Annotated in this window: 13 protein-coding genes and 1 tRNA gene; 6 read left to right on the top strand and 8 right to left on the bottom strand. The window is 72.7% G+C overall.

The window, feature by feature from the left end:
- Window positions 1-14 precede the first annotated feature (14 nt).
- Complete coding sequence (locus tag NI25_RS04385; RefSeq protein ID WP_061441167.1) at window positions 15-788, top strand: sulfite exporter TauE/SafE family protein; 774 nt, start codon at window positions 15-17, stop codon at window positions 786-788.
- Here NI25_RS04385 and NI25_RS04380 read toward each other — a convergent pair.
- The 3 genes from NI25_RS04380 to NI25_RS04370 all read right to left on the bottom strand — a co-directional run bounded on the left by NI25_RS04380 (window position 715) and on the right by NI25_RS04370 (window position 4338).
- The gene (locus NI25_RS04380; RefSeq protein WP_061441166.1) at window positions 715-2835 is read right to left on the bottom strand and encodes an MDR family MFS transporter; all 2121 of its coding nucleotides are present in this window, start codon (window positions 2833-2835) and stop codon (window positions 715-717) included. The genes NI25_RS04385 and NI25_RS04380 overlap by 74 nt on opposite strands.
- Before the next feature lie 123 nt (window positions 2836-2958).
- Window positions 2959-3732 carry a precorrin-6A synthase (deacetylating) gene (gene cobF / locus NI25_RS04375; RefSeq protein ID WP_061441165.1) on the bottom strand — a complete coding sequence of 258 codons (774 nt, stop codon included), beginning with the start codon at window positions 3730-3732 and terminating at the stop codon, window positions 2959-2961.
- 66 nt (window positions 3733-3798) lie between these two features.
- Complete coding sequence (locus tag NI25_RS04370) at window positions 3799-4338, bottom strand: DUF309 domain-containing protein (RefSeq protein ID WP_061441164.1); 540 nt, start codon at window positions 4336-4338, stop codon at window positions 3799-3801.
- A gap of 100 nt (window positions 4339-4438) precedes the next feature.
- Here NI25_RS04370 and NI25_RS04365 point away from each other — a divergent pair.
- From NI25_RS04365 to NI25_RS04350, 4 genes are all read left to right on the top strand, one after another.
- Window positions 4439-4512 (top strand) — tRNA-Pro (locus tag NI25_RS04365).
- A gap of 283 nt (window positions 4513-4795) precedes the next feature.
- Window positions 4796-6532 carry a SpoIIE family protein phosphatase gene (locus NI25_RS04360; protein WP_061441163.1) on the top strand — a complete coding sequence of 579 codons (1737 nt, stop codon included), beginning with the start codon at window positions 4796-4798 and terminating at the stop codon, window positions 6530-6532.
- Window positions 6533-6853: 321 nt separating this feature from the next.
- Window positions 6854-8695, top strand: coding sequence for an asparagine synthase (glutamine-hydrolyzing) (gene asnB / locus NI25_RS04355; RefSeq protein ID WP_061441162.1), 1842 nt, complete (start codon window positions 6854-6856; stop codon window positions 8693-8695).
- Between the two features lie 121 nt (window positions 8696-8816).
- Window positions 8817-9266 (top strand): hypothetical protein, encoded by a 450-nt coding sequence (locus NI25_RS04350; protein ID WP_061441161.1) that lies wholly within the window; start codon window positions 8817-8819, stop codon window positions 9264-9266.
- An 80-nt stretch (window positions 9267-9346) separates the two neighbouring features.
- Here the strand turns inward: NI25_RS04350 and NI25_RS04345 are convergent, their stop codons facing one another.
- Window positions 9347-9769: an ankyrin repeat domain-containing protein gene (locus NI25_RS04345; RefSeq protein ID WP_061441160.1), complete on the bottom strand. Its 423-nt coding sequence runs from the start codon at window positions 9767-9769 to the stop codon at window positions 9347-9349.
- A 97-nt stretch (window positions 9770-9866) separates the two neighbouring features.
- Between NI25_RS04345 and NI25_RS04340 the strand changes: the two genes are divergently transcribed.
- Window positions 9867-10853: an aldo/keto reductase gene (locus NI25_RS04340; protein ID WP_061441159.1), complete on the top strand. Its 987-nt coding sequence runs from the start codon at window positions 9867-9869 to the stop codon at window positions 10851-10853.
- Window positions 10854-10871: 18 nt separating this feature from the next.
- Here NI25_RS04340 and NI25_RS04335 read toward each other — a convergent pair whose 3' ends face one another.
- From NI25_RS04335 to NI25_RS04320, 4 genes are read right to left on the bottom strand one after another with little or no spacing between them, the layout of a single operon-like run.
- Entirely contained in the window at window positions 10872-11657 is a 786-nt protein-coding gene (locus NI25_RS04335) for a GntR family transcriptional regulator (RefSeq protein WP_061441158.1), read from the bottom strand.
- A gap of 57 nt (window positions 11658-11714) precedes the next feature.
- Entirely contained in the window at window positions 11715-13589 is a 1875-nt protein-coding gene (gene iolD / locus NI25_RS04330; RefSeq protein ID WP_061441157.1) for a 3D-(3,5/4)-trihydroxycyclohexane-1,2-dione acylhydrolase (decyclizing), read from the bottom strand.
- Window positions 13586-14482 carry a 5-deoxy-glucuronate isomerase gene (gene iolB / locus NI25_RS04325; RefSeq protein WP_061441156.1) on the bottom strand — a complete coding sequence of 299 codons (897 nt, stop codon included), beginning with the start codon at window positions 14480-14482 and terminating at the stop codon, window positions 13586-13588. The genes iolD and iolB overlap by 4 nt, the downstream gene beginning before the upstream one ends.
- Before the next feature lie 40 nt (window positions 14483-14522).
- Window positions 14523-15419 (bottom strand): Cgl0159 family (beta/alpha)8-fold protein, encoded by an 897-nt coding sequence (locus NI25_RS04320; RefSeq protein ID WP_061441155.1) that lies wholly within the window; start codon window positions 15417-15419, stop codon window positions 14523-14525.
- Window positions 15420-15431 lie beyond the last annotated feature (12 nt).

Genomic DNA, 15431 nt, shown 5'->3' with positions numbered 1-15431 from the left:
GCATCGGTGCCCGCATGGACACCATCACGCTCTGGCACCTCACCGGCTGGGAGTTCGCCGCCCTCGCCTTCGCGGCACTGCTCGTCGGCTTCTCCAAGACCGCGGTGAGCGGGGCCAACACGGTCAGCCTCGCGATCTTCGCGGCTGTCCTGCCGGCCCGCGCCTCCACCGGCATCCTGCTGCCGGTGCTGATCGCCGGGGACGTCCTCGCCGTCCTCACCTACCGGCGCCACGCGCACTGGCCCACCCTGTGGCGGCTGTTCCCGGCGGTCGGCGTCGGCGTGGTGGTCGGCACCCTGTTCCTGGTGTGGGCGGACGACGCGGTCGTGCGCACGTCGATCGGCGTGATCCTGCTGTTCATGGCCGGGGTGACGGTGTGGCGCCGGCGGCAGGCCGACGCCGCCGGGCAGCCGGACGGGGTCGCCTCGCGCACCGGCCGCGCGAAGGCCCGCTCGTACGGCGTCCTGGGCGGGTTCACCACCATGGTCGCCAACGCGGGCGGCCCGGTGATGTCGATGTACCTGCTCTCCGCGGGATTCCGAAAGCTCGGCTTCCTGGGCACCTCGGCGTTCTTCTTCCTGATCGTCAACGTCTCCAAGCTGCCCTTCAGCGCGGGGCTCGGACTGATCGACGGCCACTCGCTGCTGCTCGACGCGGTGCTGGTCGTCTTCGTGGTGCCCGGCGCGTTCCTCGGCAAGTGGGCCGTCGACCGGATCAACCAACGCCTGTTCGAGCGTCTGGTGATCGCGGCGACGGTTGTGGGCGGTCTGCAGCTTCTCCTTGCCTGATCCGCTGGGGGAGCCCGTTGCTGAGGTCCTCCACCAGCAGGCGCTTGGCGATGGCGTCGACGGCGGCGCGCAGCTCCGTGTCCGTCGGCCGCCCGATGTCCCGCTCCACCCGCTCCTCCAGCCAGGCCGCCCAGGCCCGGCCGATCACCAGGGCCTCGCGGGCGCCCGCGTCGGTGTGCGAGAGCAGGGAGCCGTGCCGGGTGAGGAACCCCTCCTCCACCATCCGGTCGAAGACCGGCAGCAGCACCTCCGGCGGCAGCCGGCGGCGGGCGGCGATCAGACCGAGGCTGGCGTGCCCGACCAGCCGCGTGAACAGCTCGACCTGCATCACGGCCCAGGCCCCCGCGACGTCCAACCGCGTGTCGCTGTCCGCGACGATCCGGCGCGCGGTGTCCAGCTCCGTACCGCCGATGACCTTCCCGACGGACGCCTCCAGGGCCCGCCTGCTGCTCGCGTCGTGCGGTGAGGCGAAGCCCTCACCCATGTCCGTGGAACCCGCGCGGGCACTGTCGCGCAGCCGGACCTGCTTGAGGAACAGGGCGACGACGAAGCCCAGGACCGCGACCGGCACCGTCCACAGGAACACGGTCTGGATGGTGTCCGCGTACGCGCCGACGATCGGAGCCGACGCCGGGGGCGGCAGCCGGTGCACGCCCTCCGGACTGGTCGACGCCCTGGCGATCACCGCCGGGTCGGCGGCACCGGTGCGGGCCGCCGCCGCGACCCCGTCGCGCAGGCGGGGACCCAGCGAGTTGGCGTAGATCGTGCCGAACACGGCGGTGCCGAAGGAACTGCCCAGCGTGCGGAAGAAGGTGACGCCGGAGGTCGCGGTGCCGAGGTCGGAGTACTCGACCGTGTTCTGCACGGCGATGGTCAGCACCTGCATGGACAGCCCGATGCCCGTGCCCAGCACGAACATGTACAGCGACTCCAGCCACGCGCCCGTGTCCGGACCCATCAGCGACATCAGGTACAGGCCGACGCCCATCACCAGCGTGCCCGCGATCGGGAACAGCCGGTAGCGCCCCGTCTTGCTGACCACGTTGCCGCTGAACACCGACGCGATCAGCAGCCCCGCCACCATCGGCAGCGTCCGCACCCCGGAGACCGTGGCCGAGTCGCCGTCCACGTACTGCAGATACGTCGGCAGATACGTCAGCGCCCCCAGCATCGCGAACCCGACGATGAAGCTGAGGATCGAGCAGACCGTGAACACCGGGTTGGAGAACAGCCGCATCGGCAGCATCGGTTCGGCCGCCCGGGTCTCCGCCCAGCAGAACAGGCCGAGCGCGACCAGCCCGCCCGCGAACAGCCCGACGATCACCGCCGAGCCCCAGGCGTACTCGTTGCCGCCCCAGCTCGTCGCCAGGATCAGCGCGCTCGCCCCGACCGCCACCAGCGCGATGCCCAGGTAGTCGATCACGGGACGGGCCGCCGACTTCACCACCGGGATGGTGCGGGCGGCGGCGACCACGACGACGACCGCGATGGGCACGTTGACGTAGAACGCCCAGCGCCAGGACAGATGGTCGGTGAACAGCCCGCCCAGCAGCGGCCCGACGACCGTCGCGACCCCGAACACCGCGCCGATCGCGCCCTGGTACTTGCCGCGCTCCCGCAGCGGGATCACGTCCGCGATCAGCGCCATCGACGTCACCATCAGGCCGCCCGCGCCGACGCCCTGCACCGCCCGCCAGACGATCAGCAGCGGCATGTTGGTCGCCAGCCCGCACAGGAACGAGCCGGTGATGAACACGACCGCGGACACCTGGAAGACCGCCTTGCGCCCGAACAGGTCGCCGAACTTGCCGACCAGCACCGTCGCCACGGTCTCGGCGAGCAGGTACGAGGTCACCACCCACGACATGTGTTCGGCACCGCCCAGGTCCGACACGATGGTGGGCAGCGCGGTGCCGACGATCGTCTGGTCCAGGGCCGCGAGCAGCATGCCGAGCATGATCGTGACGAAGACGACGTTGCGGCGCCGGCGGTCCAGCACGGGCGGCTGGGCGGCGGCGGTCCGTGGCGTTTCCTCGGCGACTGTCACGCGGCCACGATCACACCGGTGCACCGGCCACGCATGCGGGGACGGTCCGCCCGGGTGTGCCCGGGAATTCTCCGGTCAGGTCCGGCCGGTTGCCGTCGGGGCCCGGGCAGGGCCGTGGTCCGGTCAGCGGTCGCCGGGGTTGCGCCGCAGCAGATAGGTGTCCATGATCCAGCCCTTGCGTTCCCGCGCCTCCGCCCGCAGCCGCTCGATGCGGGGCGCGGCCTCGGCGATCGGACCGGAGGCCAGGATCTCGTCCGGGGTGCCCAGGTAGGCGCCCCAGTAGATGTCGATGTCCTGGTCCGCGTACTGCCGGAAGGTCTGGTGGGCGTCCAGCATCACGACGACGTCGTCCGCGTCCTCGGGGAAGCCCTCGGCCAGCCGCCGTCCCGTGGTGATCTGCACCGGCCGCGCCACCCGGTTCAGCCCGGTCCGGTGCCGGGCGACCAGCGAGGAGACGCTGCTGATGCCGGGCACCACGTCGTAATCGAACGCCACCGACCCGCGCTCCAGGATCTCCTCCAGGATGCCCAGCGTGCTGTCGTACAGCGCGGGGTCGCCCCACACCAGGAACGCGCCGCTCTCGTCCTCGCCCAGCTCCTCGGCGATCAGCCGCTCGTAGATGCCGGCGCGGGCACTGCGCCAGTCCCCGACGGCGGGGGAGTACGCCGCACCGCCCGCGCTCCGGTCCCGCTCGGGGTCGCGCGCCTCGACGATCCGGTAGGTCCCCTCCGGTATGTGCGTCTCCAGCATGTCCCGGCGCAGCCGCACCAGGTCGGCCTTGGCCTCGCCCTTGTCCAGGACGAAGAACACGTCCGTGCTCCGCAGCGCCGCGACCGCCTGGAGGGTGAGCTGCTCGGGGTCGCCCGCGCCGATTCCGATCACATGAATTGTCCGCACGCCACGAGTCTGCCGTACGGCTCCGACGACGCCCCGGCCGGGCCGCCCCGGTGGACTGCGGACCGGTCAGCCGCGCAGCCCGGGCGCCCGCGCCGCCGCGTCCACGGGCCCGCCGCCCTCCACCTCACCGGCCAGTTCCCGGGCCCACCCGGCCACCGAGCCGAGGTCCATCCCGTACGGCCGCTCCCGCCCGGCCTCCGACGCCGCCCACGCCGTGACGGCGTCGGCCCCGCGCCGCAGCAGCCTGGCTCCGCCGGTGACGTTGCCGCGCGCGGCGTGCGTGAGCCCGACGGCCAGCTGGGCCATCCCGCGCCACAGCTCCCGCTCCTGCGCGGGCCCCGACTTCCAGGCGTCCTCGAAGACCTCGTGCGCGTGGAACGGCTTCCCCTCGTCCAGCAGCCGCTGCGCCTCGGCCACGGTCTCGTCCGGGGCCCGTACGACCCCCTCGGGCTGGCGCGGCACGCCGTCGGTGCCGTACGGCAACGGCCGCCCGAGCCCGTCCCGCGGCCGGGCGTTGCGGGCCCGCCCCTCCTCGTCACGGTCCCGGCCGCCCGCCGGGCGGTCGGAGGCGGCGTCGTCCACGGGGCTGTCGGCACGGCTGTCCATGGGACCGATTGTGCCTCGCCGACGCCCGCTTAGGCGTCGCCGGGTGTGTGGGGTAAAGTGCTGTCCGCGTGATCGCGCGGTGCACCGTGCGTGAACACACCGGGACGTGGCGCAGCTTGGTAGCGCACTTGACTGGGGGTCAAGGGGTCGCAGGTTCAAATCCTGTCGTCCCGACTGGAGACAGTCGCAGGTCAGGGCCGGTTTCAGAGGTATCCGAAACCGGCCCTTGATCGTTCTCGGGACCGTTCGGGGACCACGCCTTCCCAGGTGCGCGGCTGCCTGCCGGCGGACGACGCCGCCCCCTTCACCACCGCACCGCTGATCGCACCGTCCCCTGCCCGTTTGCCGCCGAGGTGAGACTTGTGTGCCGCCGCGGGATACATCAAGGTGCAGACTCCAGAGGACGACCTGAGCAAGAGTGGGACCGAGGCGGCACACGGTCAAGAGGAGCCCGGACATGGCAGGCGCGGCGGACACGCAGAGCGGTGGGCGGCAGCGCCGGGACGACACGCCCGGTCCGCGGCTCACCCGAGCGCTGGAGGCGATCGGCGCGGGTGCGTACGTGGTCGACGCGCAGGGCCGCATCCTGGCGGTCAACACTCGCGCCGAGGAACTGCTGGGCCGCCGGGCCGAGGACATGGCCGGCCAGGACGCCCACGATCTTTTGCACCGGGGGCCCGAGGGGCAGCAACTGCCCGCCAGTCAGTGCGGGATGCGGCAGGCGTTCCACGCCGGACGCCCGGGACAGTCCGCGCTCGACCACTTCGCCCGCGCCGACGGCTCCCTCCTGTCCGTCTCCTGGCTCATCACCCCCTACTCCGGGCACGGTCACGACGCCCACACCCTCGTCATCTTCCATCCGGGCGAGCAGGCGCGCCCCGCCGAACCGTCCCCGGAGCGGTCCGTGCGGCCCCTGAGCGAGCTCGAACGACTGGCCCTGCTGGCCGAGACCACCACCCGGCTGACCTCCACCCTCAACGTCGACGAGACGCTGCGCAGACTGGTGGCCCTGGTCCTGCCGCGGCTCGCCGACTGGGCCGTCATCGACCTGATCACCGAGCACGAAGAGGTGTGGCGCACCGCCGTGGTCCATGCCGAGGGGGACCGCCTGGTCCACCGGGAGGATCTCGAGGGGCCGATGCCGCCGGTGCCCGAGGAGTCGCCGATGCCGCTCTCCCGTGCCCTGCGCGGCGTCGCCTCCGCGCTGGCCGCGCCCGACACCTATCAGCGCACCCCGGACTCCGGCATCGCCGTCGAGCAGCGCCGGATGTTCGACGCCACCGGCATCCGCTCCGCCGCCATCGTCCCCATCCGGGGAACCCGCGAGGTCCTGGGAGCCCTCACCCTGGGGCGGGCCGACGCACCGGGCGAGTTCTCCACCCCCGACCTCCCCCTGTTCGAGGACATCGCCCGACGTGCCGGCCTCGCCCTGGACAACGCCCGCCTGTACCAGCGCCAGCGTGCCGTCGCCGAGACCATGCAGAAGCACCTGCTGCCCCAGATGCCGCGCGTTCCCGGGCTGCAGATGGCCGTCCGCTACCTGCCCGCCCCCGACGCCTCCCAGGTCGGCGGGGACTGGTACGACGCCTTCTCCCTGTCCGACGGCGCGACCGCGCTGGCCGTCGGGGACGTCGTGGGCCACGACCTGGAGGCCGCGGCCGGAATGGCCCAGTTGCGCAACATGCTCCGCGCCTACGCCTGGTCGCAGCAGGAGCCGCCCAGCCGCGTCGTGGAACGGCTGGACGAGGCGATCATGCCCATCACCGACGTCTCCATGGCCACGCTCGTCTTCGCCCGCATCACCAGGACGGACGACGGACTCTGGCGGCTGTCCTGGACCAACGCCGGTCATCCGCCGCCCCTGCTCGTCACCCGCGAGGGCCTGACCGACTACCTCACCGACGGACACAGCCTCCTGCTCGGCACCGGCCTCGGCACCTCCCGTCCGGACGCGACCGTCCTGCTGCCACCGGGCTGCACGCTCCTGCTGTACACCGACGGCCTCATCGAAGTGCCCGGCCACACCCTCGACGAAGGCCTGGACCGGCTGCGCCAGCACGCCGCCGCGCTCGCCCACCGGCCCCTGCCGGCCTTCGCCGACCAGCTCCTGCACCGGGTCCGGCCGCCCGGCCTCGACGACGTCGCCCTCCTGGCGCTGCGCACACCCGGGAGGGCAGCGCACGGACCCGGGTGACCCGGGGGGCAGGGGCCGCCGTCCGCCGGGGCTTCGGCAAGCGTGGCGGGCGTGCGGTTGGCGAAGACTTTGCGCGTGGCCGATTCCGCGCGGCCGACGCCCTGGCGGTGGGCGACGAAAGGTATCGCGAACGCAAAGGATGTCCGAAAACGAGGGGTGGCTTGTGTCCGCTCCGTTACGGCCGCATTGACCCCGCGTACTCCCGTGACGCACGCTCGAAATGTAGATGGTAACTACAACTGGTTCGCCGTCGACCTGCTCGCAGTCGCGAAACGACTGGTAGTCGGGGTCGCCCGGCGCGCCGGATGCGGGAGGCAGTGTATGTGCGGTATCACCGGGTGGGTCTCCTTCGACCGCGACCTCGGCACCGAGACGGCGGCGTTGGACGCGATGACCGAGACGATGGCCTGCCGCGGACCGGACGACCGAGGCGTCTGGGCGCAGGGACCCGCCGCACTCGGCCACCGCAGGCTCGCCATCATCGATCTGCCCGGCGGCCGGCAGCCGATGAGCACCGAGACCCCGCACGGCACGGTCGCACTCGTCTACTCGGGCGAGACCTACAACTTCACCGAACTGCGCCGTGAACTCACGGACCGCGGACACCGTTTCACCACCGACTCCGACACCGAGGCCGTGCTGCGCGGCTACCTCGAATGGGGTGACGCGCTCCCCGAGCGCCTCAACGGCATGTACGCCTTCGCGCTCTGGGACGGCCGTGAGAACAAGCTCGTCATGGTCCGCGACCGCATGGGCATCAAGCCGTTCTACTACCAACCGACCGCGGACGGCGTGCTGTTCGGCTCCGAACCCAAGGCGGTCCTCGCCCATCCGCTGGCCCGCCGCCGGGTCCGGCTCGACGGGCTGCGGGAACTCTTCACCATGATCAAGACGCCCGGTCACGCAGTCTGGGACGGCATCCGCGAGGTCGAACCCGGCACCGTCGTCACGGTCGACCGTACGGGCGTGCGCCGGCGCCGCTACTGGGAGCTGGAGACCCGTCCGCACACGGACGGCAGGGACGCCACGGTCGCGCACGTCCGCTCGCTCCTCGACGACATCGTGCGCCGCCAGCTCGTCGCCGACGTGCCCCGTTGCACCCTGCTCTCCGGCGGCCTGGACTCCTCCGCGATGACCGCGCTCGCCGCCCGGCAACTGGGCGAACGCGGCGAGAAGGTCCGCAGCTTCGCCGTGGACTTCGCGGGCCGGACCGAGAACTTCGTCGCCGACGAACTCCGCGGCACCCCCGACACCCCCTTCGTCCACGACGTCGCCCGCGCCGCGGGCACCGACCACCAGGACATCGTGCTGGACGCCCAGGCCCTCGCCGACCCCGGGGTGCGTGCCGAGGTCGTCCGCGCCCGGGACCTGCCGGCCGGCCTCGGCGACATGGACGCCTCCCTGTACCTGCTCTTCCGGGCGATCCGCGACCACTCCACCGTGGCGCTGTCCGGCGAGTCCGCCGACGAGGTCTTCGGCGGATACCTGCAGTTCTTCGACGAGGAGGCGCGCCGCGCCGACACCTTCCCCTGGCTGGTGTCGATGATCCGCCACATGGGGGAGGACACGGACGTGCTGCGCCCCGAGCTGACGGCGGAACTGGACCTGCCCGCGTACGTCGCCGACGGCTACCGCGACGCCGTGGCCGGCATCCGGCGCCTGGACGGCGAGAGCGACTTCGAGTACCGGATGCGGCGGATCTGCCACCTGCACCTGACCCGCTTCGTGCGCATCCTGCTCGACCGCAAGGACCGCGCCAGCATGGCCGTCGGCCTGGAGGTCCGCGTCCCCTTCTGCGACCACCGGCTCGTCGAGTACGTGTACAACACCCCCTGGGCGCTGAAGTCCTTCGACGGCCGGGAGAAGACCCTGCTGCGCGAGGCGACCGCGGACGTGCTGCCGCAGTCCGTCTACGACCGGGTCAAGAGCCCCTACCCGTCCACCCAGGACCCCCAGTACGCGGCAGCCCTCCAGGACCAGGCCAAGGACCTGCTCACCCGCACCGGCCACCCCGTCTTCGACCTCGTCGACCCCGGCCGCCTGCGGCGGGCCGCCGAACGGAGGGCGCCGATGAACAGCCAGGCGGACCGGCGCGGCCTGGAACGGGCCCTCGACCTCGCCCTCTGGCTGGACCTCTACCAGCCCGAACTCGACCTGACCTGAAGGGCGGAACCGGACCGCCGGCGCATCGACGGAAAAAGCGCATCCGGAGCACAACCAATCCCCGCCGCCCGTAGTCACACCAGACAGGAGCAAACGACTCCTACGACCGCAAGGGGGAAATATGCGCATTGCACGCTCCGCCCTGTCCGTCACCGCTGTGGCGGCCCTGTCCCTGGGCACCGCGACGGCGCTCGCCGCACCCGCGTCCGCCGCTCCCAACACCACGCCCGGCAAGGTCTGCGGCAGCGGCTACAAGACCGTCAACTCGGCCGCCGTCGGCTCGCGCGGCACCGTCTACCTCACCTACAACGCCGCCAACGGCAAGAACTGCGTCGCGACCATCCGCAACACCCCGGGCACCGCGACGGACATGTCCGCGTGGATCTACGTGCCCGACACCCAGGCGTACGACGAGGACTACGGGACGTACACCTCGTACGCCGGCCCCACCTACGTCTACGGCAAGGCCCACTGCGTGGACTGGGGCGGCAGCATCGGCAACGTCAGCGTCCAGATCACCGGCTCCAACTGCGCCGCGCTCGCCGAACACCGGGTGACCACCATCCGTTGACCGGCCTCAGGTGACGGCACGCGGCCCGTGCCGCGTGCCGTCACCCTCCGCAGCCGCGGGAGGCGTTGTTCGGCCGGCGGTCACTCCCGGGGCCGGGCCCCCGCGGCGACGAGCAGGTCCATCGTCTCCCGGTGCGGGCCGTTCGACGCCCAGTCCAGCGGTGCCCAGCCGGTGCCGTGGTCCTCGCGCAGGTTCGGGTCCGCTCCGTACTCGAGGAGCGTGCGGACGGTCTCCGTGTGGCCCCAGCAGGCCGCCCCGCACAGGGGTGTGCCCTCCGAGCCGATCCCGCTCTCCGTGTCGGGCCGGGCTCCGGCCGCGAGCAGGAGGCGGACGACGCCGACGTCCCCGTTCACGGACGCGAGGTACAGCGGGGTGCTCCCCGCCGTGTCCGCCGTCTCGGCCGGCGCTCCGGCCCGCAGTGCCGCCCGCACCCGCGACACGTCGCCGACGAGCGCGGCGTCGGTGAGACGCCGGGACAGTTTCTTGTGCTTTCGCCTGTTCACGCGAGCCGAGACTACGGGGTGCTTGACTTGAAGCGCACTTCAAAATGAAGACTCCCTGCCGTGCCCGGACGACCGGACACACATGGGGAGGAACATCATGAAGTACCGCACCATCGGCACCGACCCCGCGCACCGCCGTGAGGTGAGTGCGCTGGCGCTCGGCGCCATGCTCTTCGGATCACTGACCGACGAGAAGACCTCGTTCGCCGTCCTCGACCGCTATGTGGAGGCCGGCGGGAACTTCATCGACACGTCCGACAACTACGCCTTCTGGACCGACGGCGGCCAGGGCGGCCAGAGCGAGGAACTCCTCGGCCGCTGGCGGCGCAGCCGCGGGATCGGCGACGAGGTCGTCATCGCCACCAAGCTCGGCGCGCGCCCACTGGCGCCCGGCACCGGCTACACCGACAACCCCGAGGGCCTGTCGGCCAAGGTGATACGCGAGGCGGCCGAGCGCAGCCGGGAGCGGCTCGGGGTGGACAGGCTCGACCTGCTGTACGCGCACATCGACGACTACACCGTGGAGCAGCGCGAGACCGTGGAGGGGTTCGGCGCACTGGTCGCGGAGGGAACGGTCGGACTGCTCGGCGTCAGCAACCAGGCGGTGTGGCGCGTCGAGCGGGCCCGCGCCCTCGCCGCCGCGGCCGGGCTGCCCGGCTACGAGGTGCTGCAGTACCAGCACAGCCACCTGCGGCCCCGCTTCGACGTGCCCAGCGAGTTCTCCCCGTACGGCAGCCTCGGCCACGCCGGCGCCGAACTCCTCGGCTATCTGCGGGCCGAGCCGGACCTGACCCTGGTCGCCTACTCGCCGCTGCTCGCCGGCGCCTACGTCCGCGAGGACAAGCCGCTGCCGCCGGACTACGACCACCCGGGCACCCCGGCCCGGCTGGCCGTGCTCCGCGAGGTCGCCCGGGAGACCGGGGCCACCGTCAACCAGGTCGTCCTCGCCTGGCAGATCGGTGCCGCACTGCCGATCGTGCCGCTGGCCGGCGCCTCGTCGCTCGCCCAGCTCGAGGAGAACCTCGCCGCTGTGGACCTGGAACTGACGGCGGACCAGCGGGCCCGCCTGGACGCCGTCCACTGAGGCCGGCCGGTCGTCGGGTCAGTTCCTGACCAGCAGCTGGAAGTCGAACGCGTACCGGGACGCGCGGTAGACGTGCGTCCCGTACTCGACCGCCCGCCCCGTGTCGTCGTACGCGGTGCGCTGCATGGTGAGCAGCGCGGCGCCCTCCCGCTCGCCGAGGCGCTCGGCCTCCTCGCGGGAGGCGATGCGGGCGCCGACGGTCTGCCGGGCGCTGTGCAGGGTGATGCCGGACGCGCGCATCATCCGGTACAGGCCGGTCGACTCCAGCCGGGCGTCGTCGAGTTCCAGCAGGTCCGCCGGAAGGTGGTTGCACAGCATCGCCACCGGCTGGCCGTGGGTGAGGCGCAGCCGCTCCAGGACGGTGACCTCGGTGCCCTCCGCGACACCGAGGGCCGCCGCGACCTCGGCGGCGGCCGGAACGCGCTCGTTGCGCACCACCCGGGTGCCGGGGCCCTGCCCGGCCGCCTCCAGGTCGTCGTAGAGACTGCTCAGTTCCAGCGGGCGCTTGACCTGGCTGTGCACCACCTGGGTGCCGACCCCGCGCCGCCGCACCAGCAGCCCCTTGTCGACCAGGGACTGGATGGCCTGGCGGACGGTCGGCCGGGACAGGCCGAGGCGGACGGAGAGATCGACCTCGTTGCCCAGCAGGTTCCCCGGCGCGAGCACGCCGTGTTCGATCGCCGCCTCCAGCTGCTGGGCCAGCTGGTAGTAGAGCGGCACCGGACTGCCGCGGTCCAGGGCGAAGTCCAGGGTGCCGGTCGCGGGGGCGGTCACGGCACGTGCGGGGTCGCCGGAAATCGCCATGGACGTACCTCCCTTGGGTGGGTGACTGGCTGTCGGGGACGGGGAGCGGAGGCGGACTCAGAGGTGGTGGCGGCGGTCGGCGATCGCGCGCTCGTAGGCCTTGCGCGCGTCGGTGGCCGCCTCGCGGGCGGACACCTCGGCCACCGGTACGTCCCACCAGGCCTCCGCCCGGAGGTCGGCCGACGGGGGCGCCGTCTCGACGTACACACACGTCGGGCGGGTCGCCGCCCGGGCCGTCGCCAGCGCCTCGCGCAGCTCCCGCACCGTCTTGGCGCGCAGGACGTCCATGCCGAGGCTGGCCGCGTTGGCGGCGAGGTCGACGGGGAGCGGGGCGCCGGTGAAGGAGCCGTCGGTGACGCGGTGGCGGTAGTCGGTGCCGAAGCGCTCGGCGCCCACCGACTCGGACAGGCCGCCGATCGAGGCGTAGCCGTGGTTCTGGACCAGGATCAGCTTCACCGGCAGGTTCTCCTGCACGGCCGTCACGATCTCCGTCGGGTTCATCAGGTACGTGCCGTCGCCCACCAGGGCCCACACGGGCACGCCGGGCGCGGCCTGCTGGACGCCGAGCGCGGCCGGGATCTCGTAGCCCATGCAGGAGTATCCGTACTCCAGGTGGTACTGGCGCGGAGACCTGGCCCGCCACAGCTTGTGCAGGTCGCCGGGGAGCGAGCCGGCCGCGTTGATCACCACGTCCTCGTCGCCGACCACCGCGTCGAGCGCGCCCAGCACCTGCGTCTGGGTCGGCACCGCGCCGTCGTCCCCGGCGTGGAAGGCCGCCCGCACCGTCTCGTCCCAGCGGGCTTTCCCCGCCCGGTACTCCGACTCGTACGCCGCGTCCACGCGGTGGCCGGACAGCGCCTGAGTGAGCGCCGTGAGCCCGGCCCGCGCGTCGCACACCAGGGTGCCGGCGGCGAGCTTGTGGGCGTCGAAGGCGGTGATGTTGAGGTTCAGGAAACGGACGCCGGGGTGCTGGAAGAGGGTGCCGGATGCGGTGGTGAAGTCCGAGTAGCGGGTGCCGACGCCGATCACCAGGTCGGCGGTGCGGGCCAGTTCGTCGCTCACCGCGGTGCCGGTGTGACCGATGCCGCCGAGGTCGGCCGGGTGGTCGTGGCGCAGGGCGCCCTTGCCGGCCTGGGTGGAGGCGACCGGGATGCCGGTGGCGTCCACCAGCGTCCTCAGGGCGTCTTCGGCCTCGCTGTGGTGGACGCCGCCGCCCGCGACGATCAGCGGGCGTGCGGCGGCACGCACCGCCGCTGCGGCATCGGCCAGTTCCTCCGGGTCGGGCGCGGGGCGGCGCACCCGCCAGACGCGGTCGGCGAAGAACTCCTCCGGCCAGTCGTACGCCTCCGCCTGCACGTCCTGCGGCAGCGCCAGGGTGACCGCGCCGGTCTCCGCCGGGTCGGTCAGTACGCGCACGGCCTTCAGCGCGGAGGCGAGGAGCGACTCGGGGCGGGTGATGCGGTCGAAGTACCGGGACACGGGCCGCAGGGCGTCGTTGACGGACGCGTCGGCCTCGACGGGGTGCTCCAGCTGCTGGAGCAGCGGGTCGGCGGCGTGCGAGGCGAAGTAGTCGCCGGGGAGGAGGAGGACCGGCAGGCGGTTGATCGTGGCGAGTGCGGCGCCGGTGACCAGGTTGGTGGCGCCGGGGCCGATGGAGGTCGTCACCGCCTGGGCGGAGAGGCGGTTGAGCTGCCGGGCGTGACCGACGGCCGCGTGCACCATGGCCTGTTCGTTGCGGCCCTGGTGGTACGGCATCGCCTCGCGGTACTCGACGAGCGCCTGGCCGAGGCCGGCCACGTTGCCGTGGCCGAAGATGCCCCAGGTGCCCGTGATCAGCCGGCGCCGCACGCCGTCGCGTTCGGTGTACTGCGCGGCCAGGAAGCGCACCAGGGCCTGTGCGGTGGTCAGTCGGCGGATGGCGGTGGCGCTCATGCGGACCTCTCCGGTGCGGTGTAGAGGGGGAGCCGGGGGTCGACCGGCTGTTCGGGCCAGGTGTCGCGGATCCAGGCGTGGTCGGGGTGGTCGCAGATCAGCCAGGCTCGCTCGGCTTCCGGCCCCGCCATGACGTTGAGGTAGTACATGTGGTGACCGGGGACCGCCATCGACGGCCCGTGCCAGCCGTCGGGGATCAGCACGACGTCCCCGTCGCGCACCTCGGCGAGCACGTCCGTGCCCCGCCCCTGTCCGGAGGGGGAGACGCGCTGGTAGCCGAGGCCCGGGGTGCCGTCGTGGTCCGCGAACTCGAAGTAGTAGATCTCCTCCAGCACGGACTCCTCGCCGGGGCGGTGCTCGTCGTGCTTGTGGGGCGGGAAGGAGGACCAGTTGCCGCCCGGGGTGACGACCTCGACCGCGATCAGCCTGTCGCACTCGAACGTCCCCGCCGCGGCGAAGTTGTTGACCTGCCGCGAGCAGTTCCCGGTGCCCCGCAGCTCCACCGGCACCGACGACGCCGGGCCGTAGCGGGCGGGCAGGCGGCGGGTGCAGCGGGCGCCGGTCAGCGCGAACCGGCCGCCGCCGGGGGACGTCAGGGTCGTACGGGCCTCGCGGGGCACGTACGCGAAGTCGGTGACGCCGCCGAACACGCCGTCGCGCCCGGTGAGCCGGAAGGTGTGCGCGCCGGAGTCCTCGGCGACCGCGACCGTGCAGCCGCCGCTCAGCGGCAGGACGATCCACTCGCTCTCGGCACTGTCGAAGGTGTGGCTGCCGCCGGGGGGCAGGTTCACCACGCGCAGGCTGGAGTGGCCCCAGCCCGCGCTCTCGGGCGTCACGTCCACGGCGTACGGGCCGTCGGCCGCCGCCGTGCCCGCGGGAAGGTGATACGTCATCGTCCGGTCCTCCGCCTCTCCTGGATCGTCGAAGGCCTGCTCACAGCAGCCCGACGGCCGTGTCCACCGCCTCTTCCACGCTGCCACCGGCCGGGTAGAGCAGCGAGCGGCCGACCACCATGCCCTGCACGGTGGGCAGCCTCAGGGCCTTGCGCCATCGTTCGTAGGCCGCGGTCTGGTCCGCGGGGGAGCCGCCTATGTCGCCGCCGAGCAGGACGGCGGGCAGCGTGGACGTCTCCAGGACCTCGGCCATGTCGTCGGGGTCCCGGGTGACGGGCAGTTTCAGCCAGGTGTAGGCGGAGGTGCCGCCGAGGCCGGAGGCGATGGCGATGGAGCGGGTGACGGCCTCGGCGGACAGGTCGTTGCGGACCCGTCCCTCGACCCGGCGGGAGATGAAGGGCTCCACGAACAGCGGCAGTCCGTGTGCGGCCATGGCGTCGACCGCGCGGGCGCTCGCCTCCATCGTGGCCAGCGAGCCGGGGTCGTCGTAGTCGATGCGCAGCAGCAGCTTGCCCGCGTCGAAGCGCAGCCGGGCGATGTCCTCGGCGCGGTGGCCGGTGAAACGGTCGTCCATCTCGAAGGCGGCGCCCGCGAGGCCGCCCCGGTTCATCGAACCCATGACGACCTTGTTCTCCAGCACCCCGAGCAGCAGCAGGTCCTCGAGTACGTCGGCGGTGGCGAGCACCCCGTCGACGCCGGGCCGCGACAGTGCGGTGCACAGGCGTTCCAGCAGGTCGGCCCGGTTGGCCATGGCGAGCCCGCGGTCCCCGACCCCGAGCGCGCCGCGCGCCGGATGGTCGGCGGCCACGATCATCAGCCGGCCGGAGTCGCCGATCAGCGGCCGGCGCACCCGGCGCGCGGCGGCCTCGGCGATCGCCTCCGGATGCCGGGCCCTGACCGCGGTGAGGTCCGGGATGCTGGAGATGCTGAGGGACAAGGCGTTGCTCCG

It is taken from the genome of Streptomyces sp. CCM_MD2014 (assembly GCF_000772045.1).
GTDB lineage: Bacteria > Actinomycetota > Actinomycetes > Streptomycetales > Streptomycetaceae > Streptomyces > Streptomyces salinarius.
Note: the sequence above shows the minus strand (reverse complement) of the source record. Positions and strands in the feature narration are given on the sequence as shown.

Excerpts from the sequence above, each read along its gene's own strand:
- NI25_RS04385 (WP_061441167.1), top strand. The coding sequence starts at position 15 with ATGGACACCATCACGCTCTGGCACCTCACCGGCTGGGAGTTCGCCGCC.
- NI25_RS04370 (WP_061441164.1), bottom strand. The coding sequence starts at position 4,338 with ATGGACAGCCGTGCCGACAGCCCCGTGGACGACGCCGCCTCCGACCGC.
- NI25_RS04360 (WP_061441163.1), top strand. The coding sequence starts at position 4,796 with ATGGCAGGCGCGGCGGACACGCAGAGCGGTGGGCGGCAGCGCCGGGAC.
- asnB (WP_061441162.1), top strand. The coding sequence starts at position 6,854 with ATGTGCGGTATCACCGGGTGGGTCTCCTTCGACCGCGACCTCGGCACC.
- NI25_RS04350 (WP_061441161.1), top strand. The coding sequence starts at position 8,817 with ATGCGCATTGCACGCTCCGCCCTGTCCGTCACCGCTGTGGCGGCCCTG.
- NI25_RS04340 (WP_061441159.1), top strand. The coding sequence starts at position 9,867 with ATGAAGTACCGCACCATCGGCACCGACCCCGCGCACCGCCGTGAGGTG.
- NI25_RS04335 (WP_061441158.1), bottom strand. The coding sequence starts at position 11,657 with ATGGCGATTTCCGGCGACCCCGCACGTGCCGTGACCGCCCCCGCGACC.
- iolD (WP_061441157.1), bottom strand. The coding sequence starts at position 13,589 with ATGAGCGCCACCGCCATCCGCCGACTGACCACCGCACAGGCCCTGGTG.
- iolB (WP_061441156.1), bottom strand. The coding sequence starts at position 14,482 with ATGACGTATCACCTTCCCGCGGGCACGGCGGCGGCCGACGGCCCGTAC.